Source organism: Pseudarthrobacter equi (assembly GCF_900105535.1).
Lineage (GTDB): Bacteria > Actinomycetota > Actinomycetes > Actinomycetales > Micrococcaceae > Arthrobacter > Arthrobacter equi.
The window spans coordinates 2119355-2135562 of the sequence record NZ_LT629779.1; the positions used below are offsets into that span (position 1 = coordinate 2119355).

11 protein-coding genes are annotated in these 16208 nt (G+C 67.6%); 8 read left to right on the forward strand and 3 right to left on the reverse strand.

All coding sequences use genetic code 11. The features are described from left to right. Positions 1-36 precede the first annotated feature (36 nt). From BLT71_RS09540 to BLT71_RS09555, 4 genes are all read left to right on the forward strand, one after another. Entirely contained in the window at positions 37-975 is a 939-nt protein-coding gene (locus BLT71_RS09540) for a proteasome assembly chaperone family protein (RefSeq protein WP_056084759.1), read from the forward strand. Positions 976-1026: 51 nt separating this feature from the next. Continuing rightward, a complete protein-coding gene (locus BLT71_RS09545) occupies positions 1027-2373 on the forward strand; it encodes an MFS transporter (protein WP_091719552.1) in 1347 nt (448 codons plus the stop codon). A gap of 156 nt (positions 2374-2529) precedes the next feature. Beyond that, entirely contained in the window at positions 2530-3816 is a 1287-nt protein-coding gene (locus BLT71_RS09550; RefSeq protein ID WP_091719553.1) for a DUF4192 domain-containing protein, read from the forward strand. 281 nt (positions 3817-4097) lie between these two features. Then, positions 4098-5399, forward strand: coding sequence for an RNA polymerase sigma factor (locus BLT71_RS09555; RefSeq protein ID WP_091719555.1), 1302 nt, complete (start codon positions 4098-4100; stop codon positions 5397-5399). Positions 5400-5635: 236 nt separating this feature from the next. Here the strand turns inward: BLT71_RS09555 and BLT71_RS09560 are convergent, their stop codons facing one another. After that, positions 5636-5857 carry a DUF7455 domain-containing protein gene (locus BLT71_RS09560; protein ID WP_091719557.1) on the reverse strand — a complete coding sequence of 74 codons (222 nt, stop codon included), beginning with the start codon at positions 5855-5857 and terminating at the stop codon, positions 5636-5638. A 257-nt stretch (positions 5858-6114) separates the two neighbouring features. Between BLT71_RS09560 and BLT71_RS09565 the strand changes: the two genes are divergently transcribed. Beyond that, positions 6115-8223 carry a DNA gyrase/topoisomerase IV subunit B gene (locus BLT71_RS09565; protein ID WP_091719559.1) on the forward strand — a complete coding sequence of 703 codons (2109 nt, stop codon included), beginning with the start codon at positions 6115-6117 and terminating at the stop codon, positions 8221-8223. Positions 8224-8304: 81 nt separating this feature from the next. Here BLT71_RS09565 and BLT71_RS09570 read toward each other — a convergent pair whose 3' ends face one another. Beyond that, positions 8305-9297, reverse strand: a complete 993-nt coding sequence (locus tag BLT71_RS09570; RefSeq protein ID WP_091719561.1) for a M56 family metallopeptidase — start codon at positions 9295-9297, stop codon at positions 8305-8307. 6 nt (positions 9298-9303) lie between these two features. Next, the gene (locus BLT71_RS09575) at positions 9304-9687 is read right to left on the reverse strand and encodes a BlaI/MecI/CopY family transcriptional regulator (RefSeq protein ID WP_015936823.1); all 384 of its coding nucleotides are present in this window, start codon (positions 9685-9687) and stop codon (positions 9304-9306) included. A gap of 260 nt (positions 9688-9947) precedes the next feature. Here BLT71_RS09575 and BLT71_RS09580 point away from each other — a divergent pair, with 260 nt between their 5' ends. From BLT71_RS09580 to cydD, 3 genes are read left to right on the forward strand one after another with little or no spacing between them, the layout of a single operon-like run. Further along, positions 9948-11552, forward strand: a complete 1605-nt coding sequence (locus tag BLT71_RS09580; RefSeq protein ID WP_091719563.1) for a cytochrome ubiquinol oxidase subunit I — start codon at positions 9948-9950, stop codon at positions 11550-11552. Between the two features lie 18 nt (positions 11553-11570). Further along, positions 11571-12620 carry a cytochrome d ubiquinol oxidase subunit II gene (gene cydB, locus BLT71_RS09585; RefSeq protein WP_091719565.1) on the forward strand — a complete coding sequence of 350 codons (1050 nt, stop codon included), beginning with the start codon at positions 11571-11573 and terminating at the stop codon, positions 12618-12620. A 10-nt stretch (positions 12621-12630) separates the two neighbouring features. Beyond that, positions 12631-16146 carry a thiol reductant ABC exporter subunit CydD gene (gene cydD, locus BLT71_RS09590; protein WP_091719566.1) on the forward strand — a complete coding sequence of 1172 codons (3516 nt, stop codon included), beginning with the start codon at positions 12631-12633 and terminating at the stop codon, positions 16144-16146. The last annotated feature ends 62 nt before the right edge of the window (positions 16147-16208 follow it).

A 16208-nucleotide genomic window follows, 5' to 3' on the forward strand; every position in this document is an offset into this window, starting at 1 on the left:
CCTATTGACCACCCCAACCAGTGAAAGGACCATGGCGTGCTTGAAAGGATCTCCGGCTCCCTGCTGGACCCCGACGCTCTCTATGCGAGCAACATTGAGCTGTTCCACAGCCCTGAGCTTCGCGGCCTGAACCTGGTGATGGGGTTTACCGGCTTCGCGGACGCGGGCCACGTGGTGAAGCAGATCAATGCCGAACTGCTGGACTCCCTTGATGCCCAGCCCGTCGCCGTCTTCGACGCCGACCAGCTGATTGACTACCGGTCCCGCAGGCCCCACGTGAGCTTTGTCGAAGACCATATCCAGGACTACCAGGAGCCGCGGCTGGCGCTGTACCGGCTGGTTGACGGGCTGGGGAAGCCGTTCCTGCTGCTGGCGGGGTTCGAGCCCGACCTTCAGTGGGAGCGCTTCGCCCGTGCCGTGGTGGGCATCGTGGAGAAACTGGACGTCAACCTCGTCACGTGGATCCATTCGATTCCCATGCCGGTGCCGCACACCCGTCCGGTAGGTGTGACAGTGCACGGAAACCGGCCCGAGCTCATCGAGGGCATCTCCGTGTGGAAGCCAACTGTGGAGGTTCCCGCCGCCGTCGGCCACATCCTGGAGCTGCGCCTCGTCGAGGCGAACCGCAACGTTGCCGGCTACGTCATCCACGTGCCGCACTATTTGGCTGAAGCCGAATACCCCACCGCCGCGGTTGCGGGCCTGGAGTACCTGGGTGCTGCCACGTCCCTCATGCTGCCCACGGACCGGCTGCGCGAATCGGGCCGCGACGTGAGCCGCCAGATCGCCGAGCAGATCGAGGCCTCGGACGAGGTCCAGCAGGTGGTCTCCCGGTTGGAAACCCGTTACGACGAAAAGTCCGACGGCATCGTCCGCCGGTCCCTGCTCGCCGACGAGAATGACGAGCTTCCCGACGCCGATGTGCTGGGTGCCGCCGTCGAGGCCTACCTCGCACGGGAGAACCCAGGGCAGTAGCCGGCGGCGCGTGCTGCGGTGGGGCCTGCGGCATGCGGGCATAATGAAGACGTGACTGCACCCCGCGCCTGGCTGATTTGGACCGTCGGTGTTTTCGGGTACCTGGTGGCCGTGTCCCAGCGCACGTCCTTCGGCGTGGTGGGGCTCGAGGCCACCGAGCGGTTCCATGCCAGCGCATCGGCAATCTCGTTCTTCACTGTCCTGCAGTTGCTGGTCTACGCGGCCCTGCAGATCCCCGTGGGGCTCCTGGTGGACAGGTTCGGTTCACGGGCCATGATCGCCGGTGGCGCCGTCCTGATGGGCCTGGGCCAGCTTCAGCTGGCCTTTGCCGACAGCATTCCCGGCGGTGTCCTGGGCCGCGTCCTGGTGGGCGCCGGTGATGCGATGACCTTTATTTCCGTGATCCGGCTGATCCCGCTGTGGTTCGCGCCCGCCAGGGTTCCCCTCGTCACCCAGCTGACCGGCATGTCCGGCCAGCTGGGCCAGCTCATCAGCGTGATCCCCTTCGCCTTCGTCCTGCACTCGTCCGGCTGGACGCCCGCGTTCCTGATGCTCGCCGGCATGTCCGGTGTGGCCGTGGTGCTGGTGGTGGTCCTGCTGCAGGACGTTCCGCCCGGCGTAGAACGGCCCTCATCGCAGCAGGGGCTGAAGGCGACGGGCGTGTCCTTAGCCCGCGCGTGGCGCCAGCCCGGCACCCGGCTGGGAATGTGGAGCCACTTCACCATCCAGTTCAGCGGAACCGTGTTCGCCATGACGTGGGGCTACCCTTTCCTGATTTCCGGACAGGGCCTGGACGCCGGCACTGTTGCGTCCCTCATGGCGCTGTACGTGGCTGCGGCGATGGCGGTGGGTCCGTTCATTGGCCGTTTCGTCTCCCGGCACCCGCTGCGGCGCTCCACGATGGTCCTGCTCATCGCCGCGGTGACGGCGGCCGCCTGGGCCGCGGTCCTGCTCATCCCCGGCCGTGCCCCGCTCTGGCTGCTGGCCATCCTGGTGGTGGCCCTGGCCATCGGCGGCCCCGGGTCCATGATCGGCTTCGACTTTGCCCGGACCTTCAACCCCGCCCACCGCATCGGCACCGCCACTGGAATCGTGAACGTTGGCGGCTTTATCGCCGCGCTGACGGCCATCTTCCTGATCGGCCTCGTGCTGGACCTCCTGTACGCCAGTGGATTCTCCAACGGCGTCCTCTACGGGCTCGATCCCTTCCGCATCGCCCTTAGCCTCCAGTTCCTCCTCCTCGGGTTCGGGGCGGCCGCAGTGATCGGGTGCCGGCGGAAGGTCCGGCGCCGGATGGCTGAGCAGGGCGTGGTGGTTCCGCCGCTGCGGACTGCCCTTGCCAGGCAGCGCCGCGAGAACCTGGCGCGGCGCAACCAGAACACTCCCTCGGGCGACTGACCAGTCCTCCACAACCGGTATCCGCCGTCACTGTTCGGTGGATTTCCGGATGTTTGTTGGTGGACGCCGCCGCCTGCGGACGACGCCGGGATGGACTTGTCCACTTAGCCAGGCCCGCACCTTTCCGGCGACGGCCGCCCGGCGGATCGTGGAGCCATGACAGCTCCCGATCGCCTCACCGTCACCGGACCCGCGGACATCCTCGGTTTCATTCCGCATTCGCTGGGCTACTGGCCTTCCGACAGCCTCGTGGCCATGACCATGCACGGCAGGCAGCTTGGTGCCACGCTTCGGCTCGACCTGCCGGCACCTGAAGGGGATGCCGCGCCGGAGCACTATCTGCAGGCGGTACGCGGCTACCTTGATGCTGACACGAGTGCTGACGGCACGCTGCTGGCCGTCTTCACCAGCGACATGCACCTGGCCGCAGGCACTTATGGCCCGCTGTTGGCCGGGCTTGCGCCCGTCCTGGATCAGGCCGGCATGCCGGTCCGGGACGCCTGGTACGTCGGCGCGGACTACTGGCGGGACGCGTACTGCCTGGACGCCGAGTGCTGCCCCGCTCCCGGACGCCCCGTCCAGGAAATCCGCGACAGCGCACTCAACGCGGAAATGGTGTACCGCGGAAGCAGTGTGGGACCGGCGCCCGAACGGCAGGAGGCTGCTGCCCGGCCCGTTCCCGCCATGCACCGGGCCGCCGCCATAGAGGCCGAGGAAGAGTGGGTATGCGGGCTGTCGCCGCGGCGCCGCAGCCTGGCACAGTTCCGGCTGGTCCTGGATGTGTGGGAGGACCTGCTCGCCCGGCCTGCCGGGCTGCCCTGGGTACCGGAGGTGGACCGCGACGGCTTCCTGTCCGCCTCCCTCCTGGTCCCGCATTGGCGGGACGCTGTGCTGGTGATGAGCGCAGCAGGGAGGAACGCGGCCGAGGCCGGCGTTGAAGGCCTCTGCCTCTTTGACGACGCCCTTCAGCTGGAGGCGATCAGCCCCCTGTGGGTACCGGGCGATGACGCCGGCATGCCCGGCGGCGCGGATGGGCCACGTCCAGCAGGGGAGTGCTGGGGGATTTCACGGCTTCACGCGGCGCACCGTACAGCGCCGGCGTCCGTCGACCGGGAAGTGCCGAACTACGGGGCGGTTCTGATGGGCATGGCGCCCGAAGTCCCGGACTGGGCGGGAATGGACGGGTTGGACCGCATCCTGGCGGAGCTGGCCGCGTTGGGCGGCCAGGCGGCCGCAGCGGCGCTGACCGGCCGCGGCTGGATCTCATGGTGCCGTGGCCGCGGTTCCTATGCCGCCCGGCACCTGAGTGACGCACTGAGCGCCGAGCCCGGGTACCGGCTTGCGGAACTGATCCTGGAGCTGGTGGGCCGTGGATCCATTTGCGGTTGGGCGGCCAGGAAGGAATCCGCCTGGCAGAAGTTCGGTCCCGGAGCCGCTGCGTGAGTGCAGGCCGCGCAAAGAGGCGGCACGTCCGGAAGCAGCCCGTGGGAGCCCGGGGAGGCCCGATGCGGCGAAACATGAGACAATGGATGCCGAGACCCGGTTGGGTCCGTGTATCGAGCACCAGCAGTATTGCCCTTCGGGGAACAATACGGCCGCTCCGGTAGTTGTCCTATTAGACTCTGCCGGCCGTGGTGGCGCTTGATTTCCATCACGGACTTGACAGGGTCATAGTGGTGTTGCCCGCATGGCGATTCCACAGACCACCGCAAGAAAGGTTTTCTGTGACCCCGTCTTCCACGAAGAAGGACCCCGCCGCCCAGGACAATGTGTCCGCCGAGGAGAAGCAGGCTGCGACCAACGCCAAGCGGGCCGCTACGCGGGCAGCCAACAAGGCTTCCGCCGGTGCGGACGGCAAGCCCGAGCCCAAGAAGCGCGGGCCCAAGCCCGGCGCCAAGGCGGCCGCGGAGGCTGCCAACAAGGCTTCTGCCGACGACGCTGACGATGCTGAGGACGCCGAGGAGGAACTCGACGAGAGCCTCCTGGAAGGCGCCGAGGCTGCTGAAGAGAGCGAAGCCACCACTGCCAAGGGTGCCGTCGGCAGCGGCAAGGGCTTTGTCTACTCTGATGCCGACGACGACGACGCTCCCGTCCAGCAGGTCATGTCGGCCGGCGCCACGGCCGACCCCGTCAAGGACTACCTGAAGCAGATCGGCAAGGTGGCACTGCTCAACGCTGAGCAGGAAGTAGACCTTGCGCTGCGGATCGAAGCCGGCCTGTTCGCCGAAGAGAAGATCGCCGCCGACGACGGTTCCATGGAGCCGAAGTACAAGCGCGAACTCGAATTCATCATCCACGACGGCAAGCGCGCCAAGAACCACCTGCTGGAGGCCAACCTCCGCCTGGTGGTCTCACTGGCCAAGCGCTACACCGGCCGCGGCATGCTCTTCCTGGACCTGATCCAGGAAGGCAACCTGGGCCTGATCCGCGCCGTGGAGAAGTTCGACTACACCAAGGGCTTCAAGTTCTCCACGTACGCCACGTGGTGGATCCGCCAGGCCATCACCCGCGCCATGGCCGACCAGGCCCGCACCATCCGTATCCCGGTGCACATGGTGGAAGTCATCAACAAGCTGGCCCGCGTCCAGCGCCAGATGCTGCAGGACCTGGGTCGCGAACCCACGCCCGAGGAACTGGCACTGGAACTCGACATGACTCCTGAAAAGGTTGTCGAGGTCCAGAAGTACGGCCGCGAACCCATCTCCCTCCACACCCCGCTGGGTGAAGACGGTGACTCCGAGTTCGGTGACCTCATCGAGGACTCCGAAGCCGTGGTTCCCGCTGACGCCGTGAGCTTCACGCTGCTGCAGGAGCAGCTGCACTCCGTTCTGGACACGCTGTCCGAGCGCGAAGCCGGCGTCGTGGCCATGCGTTTCGGCCTGACCGACGGACAGCCGAAGACTTTAGACGAAATTGGCAAGGTCTACGGAGTCACGCGCGAGCGGATCCGCCAGATCGAATCGAAGACCATGTCCAAGCTGCGCCACCCGTCACGCTCCCAGGTGCTGCGCGACTACCTCGACTAGGCATCACGCGCCGCCGGGCTCCGGCAGCAAGGCAGCTCAGCGGGCCGGTCCGGATTCCTCCAGCAGGGGTCCGGGCCGGCCCGCTGCCGTTCCCGTCGTCGTTCGGCTGAATCGGCGCCGTTCAGCAGAACCCGCCCCGGTCGGGCCGAGCCGGCATCGCAGCAAAGCAACGTTAAAGCAAAAGGGTGGGACCCCTCCGATCGGAGGGGTCCCACCCTTTGGACGTTGTGCTGTCCCTAGTCGATTTCCACGGCTTCCTTCTGGTGAAGCTTGCCCGTCTCATCGTGCCAGTCCGAGCTCAGGGGCTTGAGCGTCGCTTCGACGGCACGGGCATGGTGGCCGCAGAACAGCAGCTCACCGCCGGAGGACTCGAGTACAACCCGGACATACGCTTGAGCTCCGCAACGGTCGCACCGGTCGAGTGCGTTGAGTGTGCGGTCTGCCACTGCTGTTGTCATAATCGGCCTCCTTAGTAGATCTGTATGTCTATATAACCAGTATTCGTATCCAAACCATCGCAAGGATGGACCAAGTTCGCTGACCGCGTATCCGCAAGCTTCGGTCAAGATTGGCCCCTGCTTGGTTCGCGGCGGCTGAGTGGTGCGGTCCACACGGGCCGCAAAGAGTGGCAACCGCAGCTCCGGGCCGGGGCCGACTACCCTAGAGGGAGCGCTTTATGCGCCTGCTGTTCCGTCCCTGAAGGAGTTCATCACCAGTGGCACCAAGCTCTGAGTACACCGCCCGGCATCTGTCAGTCCTGGAAGGCCTGGAGGCCGTCCGCAAGCGCCCGGGCATGTATATCGGCTCAACCGACTCGCGCGGCCTGATGCACTGCCTTTGGGAAATCATTGACAACTCCGTGGATGAGGCCCTGGCCGGCTTTGGCCACGACATCCGCATCATCCTGCATGCGGACAACTCCGTGGAAATCCACGACGACGGCCGCGGCATCCCCATCGACAAGGAACCCAAGACGGGACTCACCGGCGTCGAAGTGGTCTTTACCAAGCTGCATGCCGGCGGCAAGTTCGGCGGCGGCTCCTACACGGCCTCCGGCGGCCTGCACGGCGTGGGCGCCTCGGTGGTCAACGCGCTGTCATCCCGGCTGGACGTGGAAGTTGACCGGGGCGGGAAGACCTACCGGATGTCCTTCCGCAGGGGCGAGCCCGGCCGTTTCAAGGATGTTGGCAGCAAGATCGATCCTGCCGCTGCGTTCACCCCGTTCGTTGACGACTCCGTGCTCGACATCGCCGGCAAGGCCAAGCGCGGCGTCACTGGCACCCGCATCCGCTACTGGGCGGACCGCCAGATCTTCACACCCGACGCAAAGTTTTCCTACGACGAACTGGCGGCCCGCGCACGGCAGACGTCCTTCCTGGTGCCGGGCCTGAAGCTGACCGTCCGTGATGAACGCCGGGTCCCCGGAACCCCGGGCGAGGCCGGCCCGCACGAGGAAGTGTTCCACCACGACGGCGGCATCTCCGAGTTCGTCGACTTCCTGGCCGCAGACCCGCCCGTGACCGACGTCTGGCGGCTGCACGGTTCTGGCAAGTTCAAGGAAACCGTCCCCGTCCTCGATGAGCGCGGCCACAGCCAGCTTGCAGAAGTGGAACGGGACTGCGAGGTGGATGTCGCCCTCCGGTGGGGCATCGGCTACGACAGCACCGTCCGCAGCTTCGTCAACATCATCTCCACGCCGAAGGGCGGAACGCACCAGTCCGGCTTCGAGCAGGCGCTCGTGAAGACCTTCCGCAAAGCCGTGGAAACCAACGCCCGCAAGCTCAAGGCCGGCAACGACAAGATCGAAAAGGACGACATTTTTGCCGGCCTGACGGCAGTCCTGACCGTCCGACTTGCCGAGCCGCAGTTCGAAGGCCAGACCAAGGAAATCCTTGGCACCTCCGCCGTCAGGGCCATCGTGGCCAAGGTGGTGGAACGGGAGATCGTTGCCAAACTGAGCTCCGCCAACCGCAACGACAAGGCGCAGTCGGCCCTGCTGCTCGAGAAGATCGTCAGCGAGATGAAATCGCGCATCTCGGCCCGTGTGCACAAGGAGACCCAGCGGCGGAAGAACGCGCTGGAAACCTCCTCGATGCCCACCAAGCTCGCAGACTGCCGGACGGACGACGTCGAACGTTCCGAACTCTTCATCGTCGAAGGCGACTCGGCGCTGGGAACTGCCAAGCTGGCACGGTCCTCCGACTTTCAGGCGCTGCTGCCCATCCGCGGCAAGATCCTCAACGTACAGAAGGCCTCTGTGGGGGACATGCTCTCCAACGCCGAATGCGCGGCCCTCATCCAGGTGGTGGGCGCAGGGTCCGGCCGCAGCTTCGACATCAGTGCGGCCCGTTACGGCAAGGTCATCCTGATGACGGATGCCGACGTGGACGGCGCCCATATCCGCACGCTCCTGCTGACGCTCTTCTTCCGCTACATGCGCCCGATGATCGAGAAGGGCCGGGTGTTCGCTGCCGTCCCGCCGCTGCACCGGGTGGAAGTGGTCAACGCCGGCCAGAAGGCCAACGAGATGATCTACACCTACTCCGAGGCCGAGCTGCACGTGCTGCTGGCCAGGCTGGCCAAGGAAGGCAAGCGGTACAAGGAACCCATCCAGCGGTACAAGGGCCTGGGCGAAATGGACGCGGAGCAACTGGCCGAGACCACCATGGACCCCCGGTACCGGATGCTCCGCAAAGTGGGGATCGCCGAACTGGAAGAGGCCGAGAAGACCTTTGACCTGCTGATGGGCTCTGACGTGTCTCCGCGCAAGGACTTCATCATCGCGGGCGCCGCAAGCCTGGACCGGGAGCGCATCGACGCCTGATGCCGGGCGCTGGGCCGGGCTGACGGCGCACCGCCCTCCGCGCGGCGCAGCGTCCGCTTGGAAGGCACGACGGCGGGAGGTTCAGCCAAGCAGGCCGGGCACCACCAGCAAGGCGGTGGGGAGCGCCAGCAACAGCACGCACGCGGTGAGGACCAGGCTCCGTGCGGCCCGCGGCAGTTCTGGCTGTGGCGAGAGCAGGCGGCTGACCCGGGACGCCGTAGTGCGGGTGGAGTCGGAGCCGCCGGTTCCGGCGGCAGCTTCAAGGCCTGACAACGCCATCCCGGGAGCGGGCTGGCCACCGCCGTGCCCGTTCGTTCCGGCAGGCGAACCGCTGGCCACGATGGCGATGGCCTTGATAAGCGTGGCTTTGCTGGCCGTTCGAAGCGCAACATCGTCGGCCAGCATCTCGATCAGTGAGCTCACGGATTCCTGTGCCAGACGCGTGGTGGGCAGCCAGGGGAGGGCCTGGCGCCACGCAGCAAACGCCCACAGCAGCAGGTGGTGCCGCTGGCTCAGGTGGGCGTTCTCGTGGGTCAGGACGGCCTGGAGCTCTTCGGGCTCAAGGGCCGCCATGAGGCCATCGGACAGGACGGTGACAGACCGTGCTCCGCCGGGCAGGCAATAGGCCACCGGGGAATCATGGCTGATGACCAGCGTGGCGGTGTCCTGGCCTGACGGCGACGCCAGCAGGGCCAGCAGCTCGCGGTGGCGCCGCCGCTGCCGCTGGATCCGGTAGTAGGTCAGCAGCAGGGTGAAGACAAGGTGGGCCGTCAGCAAGGCTGCTGCAGACAGTGCGAAGATGTGCCAGAACCCCAGGGCCGTGGTGGGGGCGTTGAAGAGCACCATGCCGGCCAGGGACCGGAGCCCTGCGATCAGGTTGTCTCCGATGGGCTCCAGGCCGTACACCAGCATGGCACCGATCATCGACAGGCCACCTGCCAGGGCGATGGCCTGCCAGAGCAGCATGGCCGTAAACGGCGACCGCGCGGGCCACTGCGCGCGTGACAGCAGGATGGGTACCGGCCACGCCAGTATGATCGCCAGGACCGCCAGCAGGTATGAGGCCCAGAACATGGTGGGCTAGACGTGACCCAGCAGTTTGCGCAGTGTTTCGGCTTCACCTTCGGAGACGGATCCAATGAACCGGGCCAGTACGGCCTCGCGGTCCGGAGCCGACCCCAGCACCTCGTGCATGAGTTCGGCCGTGTGGTCCGCCCGGCTGGATACCGCCTGGTAGCGGTGCGGACGGGTTCCGCGTTCCCGCTCCACAAGGCCCTTCTTTTCCAGCCTCGACAGCACCGTCAGCACGGTGGTCACCGCGAGTTCCTTGCCCTCATGGCCGGGGCCGCCCTGCGCGGCGGACGTGCGGGCCAACTGGTCCCGCAGCGTGTTGGCCGTGGCTGCTTCCTGGCCCGCCCAGAGCAGGTCCATCACTGCCCGTTCCAGTTCACCAAGACTAGCCATTGCACTTTTCCTTTTTGTCCCCGCACCGCGCGCTTCCTGCGCCGGTGACTGTTCAACGGTTAAACAACTACAGGTTCAAATTTACCCTGAAACCGCCGGACTTTCTACGTTGGGTAGAACACGTGGCGCGTCCGGCCGTTAAGCAGCATGCTGGTAGCGGCGGTGCGTTTTCCGTCGGACAGCAAGTTGTTCTACACTCTGTAGAAGTTGAACTTCTACGAAACGTAGAAGTTTGAGTTGGCCTATAGTAGGGACCTGCGTTGGACGCCTTGGAAATCGCACGCTGGCAATTCGGCATCACCACCGTCTACCACTTCATGATGGTCCCGCTGACCATCGGCCTGGGCCTGGTGGTGGCCATCATCCAGACGGCCTGGCACCGCACCGGCAAGCCCGAATATCTGCGGATGACCAAGTTCTGGGGCAAGCTCTTCCTCATCAACTTCATCATGGGCGTGGCCACCGGAATCGTCCAGGAGTTCCAGTTCGGCATGGCCTGGAGCGAATACAGCCGGTTCGTCGGCGATGTGTTCGGCGCACCCCTGGCCCTGGAAGCGCTGCTGGCCTTCTTCGTCGAGTCCACCTTCCTGGGACTGTGGATCTTTGGCTGGAAGCAGCTGAAACCCGGCATCCACTTGGCCTGCCTCTGGGTGGCGGTGATCGGATCGGTCTTCTCCGCCTACTTCATCATCGTGGCCAACAGCTGGATGCAGCACCCGGTGGGCGTCGAAATGATCGACGGACGCCCGGTCATGACCGATGCCTGGGCCGTCTTCACCAACAACACCGCCCTTGTTGCCGTCCCGCACACCCTCTTCGGCGCCCTTGCGGTGGCCGGCGGCTTCCTGCTCGGCATCGCCTGGTACCACCTGTGGCGCCGGCGCCGCGACGGCATCGATACCATGGGTGCCGACGGCAAGGTGGTTCCCGGCGAGTCCGCCACGATCCCCGGACGTGACCGGGCTGACCACAGTGTCTGGATCCGTTCACTGCGCATCGGCGCCGTGGTGGCCATGATCTCCTTCGCCGGAACCGCCGTCACCGGTGACCTGCAGGGCAAGCTCATGTTCGAACAGCAGCCCATGAAGATGGCTGCAGCGGAGGCGGCCTGCCACGACGGCACCGGGTTCTCCGTGCTGAGCATCGGCAACATCGGCTCCCAGAACTGCGACGACATCGTGGCCGTCATCGAGGTCCCCGGAATCCTGTCCTTCCTGGCCAAGGGCGACTTCACCACCGAGGTGAAGGGCGTGAACACGCTGCTGCCCGAGTACAAGGAGAACTACGGCACCCACCTGCCGGACAATCCCATCTACGGTGAGCGTGCCGGCCAGGAAATTGAGTACCTGCCCGTCATGGAGGTCACCTACTGGGGCTTCCGGATGATGATCGGCTTCGGCGGACTCGCCGCGCTGGCGGCTGTGGTGGCCCTGTGGCTGACCCGGAAGGGCACCGTGCCGGAATCGCCGTGGCTCATGCGCCTTGCCATCTTCGGCATCCTCGCCCCGTTCGGCGCCAACGCTGCCGGCTGGATCTTCACTGAGATGGGCCGGCAGCCGTTCGTGGTGGCTCCCAACCCCGATCCCAGCGGCATCGACCAGGTGTTCATGTTCACGGCCGCGGCCGTCTCACCAGGGGTTTCGGCGGGCGAGCTGGTGGCGTCACTGGTCACCCTGACAGCGGTCTACGCCGTGCTGCTGGTGGTGGAGGTCAAGCTGCTGGTGAAGTACATCCGCGGCGGCGTGGTGTCCGCCATGCCCGAACTGGCCCATGTCCCCGCTGACGAGAACGAGGACCAAACGCCGGGCTCCGGCGGACCGGGCGGCGCCAAGCCCGCCGACGACGTCCTGGCCTTCGCCTACTAAGAGCAGAGGAATTCGACAATGGAACTGCTGCCCACCATCTGGTTCATCGCCATTGCGGTGCTGTGGACCGGCTACCTCTTCCTTGAGGGCTTTGACCTCGGCGTGGGGATGCTGATGAAGATCTTCGCGCGGAACAACACCGAACGCCGCGTCCTGCTGAACACGGTCGGCCCGGTCTGGGACGGCAACGAGGTGTGGCTGCTGACCGCCGGCGGTGCCACGTTTGCAGCCTTCCCCCTCTGGTACGCCTCCCTGTTCTCGGCCCTCTACCTGCCCCTCCTGGTGGTCCTCGTGGCCCTGATCTTCCGCGCCGTGGCCTTCGAGTACCGCGGCAAGGTGGACACGGACCGCTGGCGTGCCCGGTGGGACTGGGCCATTGCCCTGGGATGCTTTTTCGCCGCCTTCGGCGTTGGAGCCGCGCTGGCCCTGACCACTACCGGGCTGCCCCTCAATGCCAACGGCGACCGCGAAGGCGGCCCATTTGCCTGGTTCAGCGGCTACGCCGTATTGGGCGGGGCGGCCGTGGTTGGCTTCTCCCTGGTCCACGCGCTGGCCTTCCTTGCCCTGAAGACCGACGGCGAGGTCCGGCACCGTGCCCGCGCCTGGTTCGTGCGCCTGCTTCCGGTGCTGATCCTTCCCATCGCGGCCTGGGCGCTCAGCATCCAGTTCCTGGACGGCAAGCCCTGGACCTGGGCCCTCGTGGTGCTGGCGGTGGCCGCAGCCGCCACCGCCTGGATGCTGGCCCGCGCCGGTGCCGAAGGCAGGGCGTTCCTGGCGCTCGGCGCTTTCCTGGTGCTCGGCACGGCCTCCATCTTCGGCGCCGTGTTCCCCGTGGTGCTGCCCTCCACCCTGGACACCGCCTTTGACCTGACCATTGCCAACGCCTCGTCCTCGGACTACACCCTGGGGCTCATGACCATCGTGGCCGCGTTCGGCCTTCCGCTCGTGATCGCCTACCAGGCATGGACGTACTGGGTGTTCCGCCGCCGGGTCAGCACCGAGTCCATTCCGGAAGCCCACAGCTTCCTGCCTGCCATCGCCGTCAAGGCGTTCACCACCAAGGGCTGACGTGCGGCCCATGCTCACGCCGGGACCCGCCACCCGTTCCGCCGTCTACTGGCTCGGCCTGCTCGCAGCCCTGAAGGCACTCTCGCTCGTCCTGATGGGACAGGCGGTGGCGGCCGCCCTTGCCGGGCTGGCGGGCGGGGAAGCCGTGCACGTGGACCAGATCACGCTGGGCATGGCCGGCGTGGTCCTGCGGTCCATCACCGTGTGGGGGCAGGCTGTGGCCGCCCGGCGGGCCGCGCTGGGCATCAAGGAGGAACTGCGGGCCGGGCTCCTGGAGCGGACGCTGCGCAACGGGGTGCGGGAAACCGGCCCGGCGGACGGTGGCCTCGCCGTGCTGGCCACCCGCGGCCTGGACGCCCTGGACAGCTACTACACCCAGTTCCTGCCGGCGCTCGTAAACTGTGCCGCCGTGCCGCTGCTGCTCGGCGCCAGGATCCTCTTCGCGGACTGGGTCAGCGCAGTGGTGATCGTCCTGACCGTGCCCCTGGTGCCGCTGTTCATGGTGCTCATTGGCCGCTACACCGAGGACAACGTGCGCGAGGCCCAGGCGTCGCTGGCCAGGCTCTCGGCCCACATGCTGGAACTCGCCAAGGGACTCCCCGTTCTGGTGGGCCTGGGCCGGGCCACGGCCCAGCGCAAAGCCCTCGAAGAGATCTCCGAGGAATACCGCTCGCGCACCATGGGGACCCTGCGCACCGCATTCCTCTCCGCCCTGGCACTGGAACTCATTGCCACCATCTCCGTGGCCGTGGTTGCCGTGTTCATCGGCGTGCGACTGGTGCACGGCGACATGCCACTCGAAGCCGGGCTGCTGGCCCTGATCCTCGCGCCGGACTGCTACCTGCCGCTTCGTGAGCTTGGCACGGCACACCACGCCAGCGACGACGGCCGGGTGGCCCTGGCCGGCGTCAATGCCGTCACGGACGCCCTCGAGGCGAAGCCGCTGCTTGCCGTGCCGGCGGGACGGCCCGGAGCGCCGCTCACCGTCACCGGCCTCACCGTGACCTACCGCGGAAGGTCCCGCGCCGCCGTCGGACCCCTGTCGTTTGAGGCGCCACAGAGCCGGATCACCGCCCTGGACGGCCCCAGCGGTGCCGGCAAGAGCACGGTACTGGGCGTCCTGGCCGGCACCATCGGGGACGGGGCCGGGACCTCCGTTACCGGGACAGTCGCCGGGTTGGACCGGAACGCCGTGGCCTGGGTGCCGCAGCATCCCGTGCTGGTGGCCGACAGAGTGCTGGACGAAGTGCTGCTCTACCTCGGCGCCAACCCCCGCAACGCCCACGACATTGCGCTGGCTGAGGAAACCGCCCGCGCCTGCCTCACCCGGGCCGGGGCCGGCCACCTGGCCGCGAAACACCCTGCGGAGCTGAGCCCCGGCGAGCTGCGGCGCGTTGCGCTGGCACGCGGGCTGGCGAGGATTGACGCCGGAGCAACAGTGCTCCTGCTCGATGAGCCCACTGCGCACCTGGACAGCGATTCAGCGCAGGCCGTCGAAGACGCCATCCACGGGCTGCGCGGCCAGGTCACGATCATCCTCGTTGCCCACGAGGAGCGGACCCGCGGCCTCGCCGACGTGCTGGTGCCGGTTGGCGGCCGTGCCACGGCGCCGGAACCTTCGAACCAGCCGGAGACCTTGCCGGCCAGGGCATCTTCCGCCGGCCTTCCTGCCGCGATTTCAGCGGCGCCGCCCGCGGCCACGCGGCCCACCACGAACCCGCGCGCCGCAAACCCGCGCGCTGACGACGCCAAGAACGGAACCGCGGGCCGCTTCGGCGCAGGCGCCATGGGACTCCTGGCTCCGTTACTGGCGCCGGTGCGGGGTAAATTCGCCGCGGCCGCCATCGTGGGCACTTTCGCAGCGCTCTTCGCGGTGGCGTTGTCCGGGTTGTCCGGCTGGCTGATCATCCGAGCCAGCGAGCAGCCACCCATCCTCTACCTGCTGACCGCCATCGTTGGCGTACGCTTCTTCGGCATCGGCCGGGCAGTGCTCCGGTACTGGGAACGGCTGCTGCTGCACGATGCCGTGTTCGCCGCGCTGACCAGGCTCCGGGGACGGCTGTGGGCGTCACTGAGCCGCCGGGCCCTGGCCCTGCGCCGCCTCCTCCAGGGCGGGAACGTGCTGGGCACCGTCATCGACGACGTCGACACCGTCCGGGACCTCCTGCCCCGGGTGGTGCTGCCCCCCGTCACGGCCGTGGCGGTCGCCGTGTTGGCATTGGGAACCACCTGGCTGGTGGTCCCGCCGGCGCTCCCGGCGGTCATCGCCGCCGCCGCGGCCAGCCTGGTGCTGGCGCCCGCGCTTGCGCTCTGGGGCGACCGGAAGTCGGCGACGGCGGAGCAAGTACTGCGCTCCGGTGTGCTGCGCCGCATCTCGGCGGCCCTGGATGCCCGGGCGGAGGTGTCCGCCAACGGTGTGGCACCTCGGGTGCTGGCCGGACTCCGCGGCGAAGACCGTAAGGCAACTGGCGCCTCCCAGCGGTCGGCCTGGGCCGAGGGCCTGGGCCATGCGGTCACCGCTGCCGCGTGCGGAGCCGCAGCGCTCGCCAGCGCGTGGCTGGCCGCCCCCGCCGTCCTGGACGGACGGATCGAGCCGGCTATTGCCGCCGTCGTGGTCCTGCTGCTGCTTGCCCTCGTGGAACCCTACTCGGCGATGACGACGGCGGTGCGCCAGTTCCCGGCCCTGCGCGCGGTGCTGCAGCGCGTGGCATCGTCCGGGGCGCTGGATGCGTCCAGCGATGCCCAGGAAGACGACGGCGGGGCCACAGACGGGCTGCAGCCGGTGCCGGCGCGAGAGGGCGGCGTTCCCGGGCTGGAGCTGGCGAACCTCGCGGCGGCGTGGCCCGGCAGCGCACCGGTCTTCACCGGGCTCAATGCCGTTGCCGGACCCGGGCATTGGCTGGCCGTCACAGGCCCGTCCGGCTCGGGGAAATCGACGCTGCTCTCGGTCCTGCTGGGATTCCTGCCGGCTGCCGCCGGAAGTGTCCGGGTGTCCGGAGGGGTCGCCTGGTGCCCCCAGGAGGCCCACCTTTTCGACTCCACCATCCGAGGCAACCTCCTTCTGGGGCGGACCGCGGCGGAACCCGACCGGCGGGGACACGACACCCGGGAACAGGGCACCCGGGGACAGGACAATCCGGGGGAGAGCGCAACCGAACAGGACATGGCAGCGGTGATTGCCGCCGTTGGCCTCGCCGGGCTGATGGAACGGCTGCCCGCGGGACTGGACACGCGGATCGGTCCCGGTGGTGCTTTCCTCAGTGGCGGCGAACGCCAGCGCCTCGCGGTGGCCCGCACCCTGATGACCGGTGCCGAGGTGATCCTTCTGGACGAACCCACCGCGCACCTGGATGCCGAATCGGCCAGCGCTATGCTGCACGACCTGAGGGCCGGCCTGCGGGACCGGACCGTGGTGCTGGTTACCCACCACGCCGCCGATATCCAGGCCGGCGACGTTCGGTTGGCGCTTGTGCCGGCCGCGGAACTTCGGGAGGCCGGCCGGGCAGCGGCGGGGCTGCGAGCCTGACGCGAACGCGCCCTGCGCCGGGTTCCGGCGCCGGCAACCGCGGGCAACCCGCCCGCGCAACC

Bases quoted from the DNA above. Each gene is read 5' to 3' on its own strand.
- BLT71_RS09575 (WP_015936823.1), bottom strand. From the start codon at position 9,687: ATGGCTAGTCTTGGTGAACTGGAACGGGCAGTGATGGACCTGCTCTGG.
- cydD (WP_091719566.1), top strand. From the start codon at position 12,631: ATGCTCACGCCGGGACCCGCCACCCGTTCCGCCGTCTACTGGCTCGGC.
- BLT71_RS09560 (WP_091719557.1), bottom strand. From the start codon at position 5,857: ATGACAACAGCAGTGGCAGACCGCACACTCAACGCACTCGACCGGTGC.
- BLT71_RS09570 (WP_091719561.1), bottom strand. From the start codon at position 9,297: ATGTTCTGGGCCTCATACCTGCTGGCGGTCCTGGCGATCATACTGGCG.
- cydB (WP_091719565.1), top strand. From the start codon at position 11,571: ATGGAACTGCTGCCCACCATCTGGTTCATCGCCATTGCGGTGCTGTGG.
- BLT71_RS09550 (WP_091719553.1), top strand. From the start codon at position 2,530: ATGACAGCTCCCGATCGCCTCACCGTCACCGGACCCGCGGACATCCTC.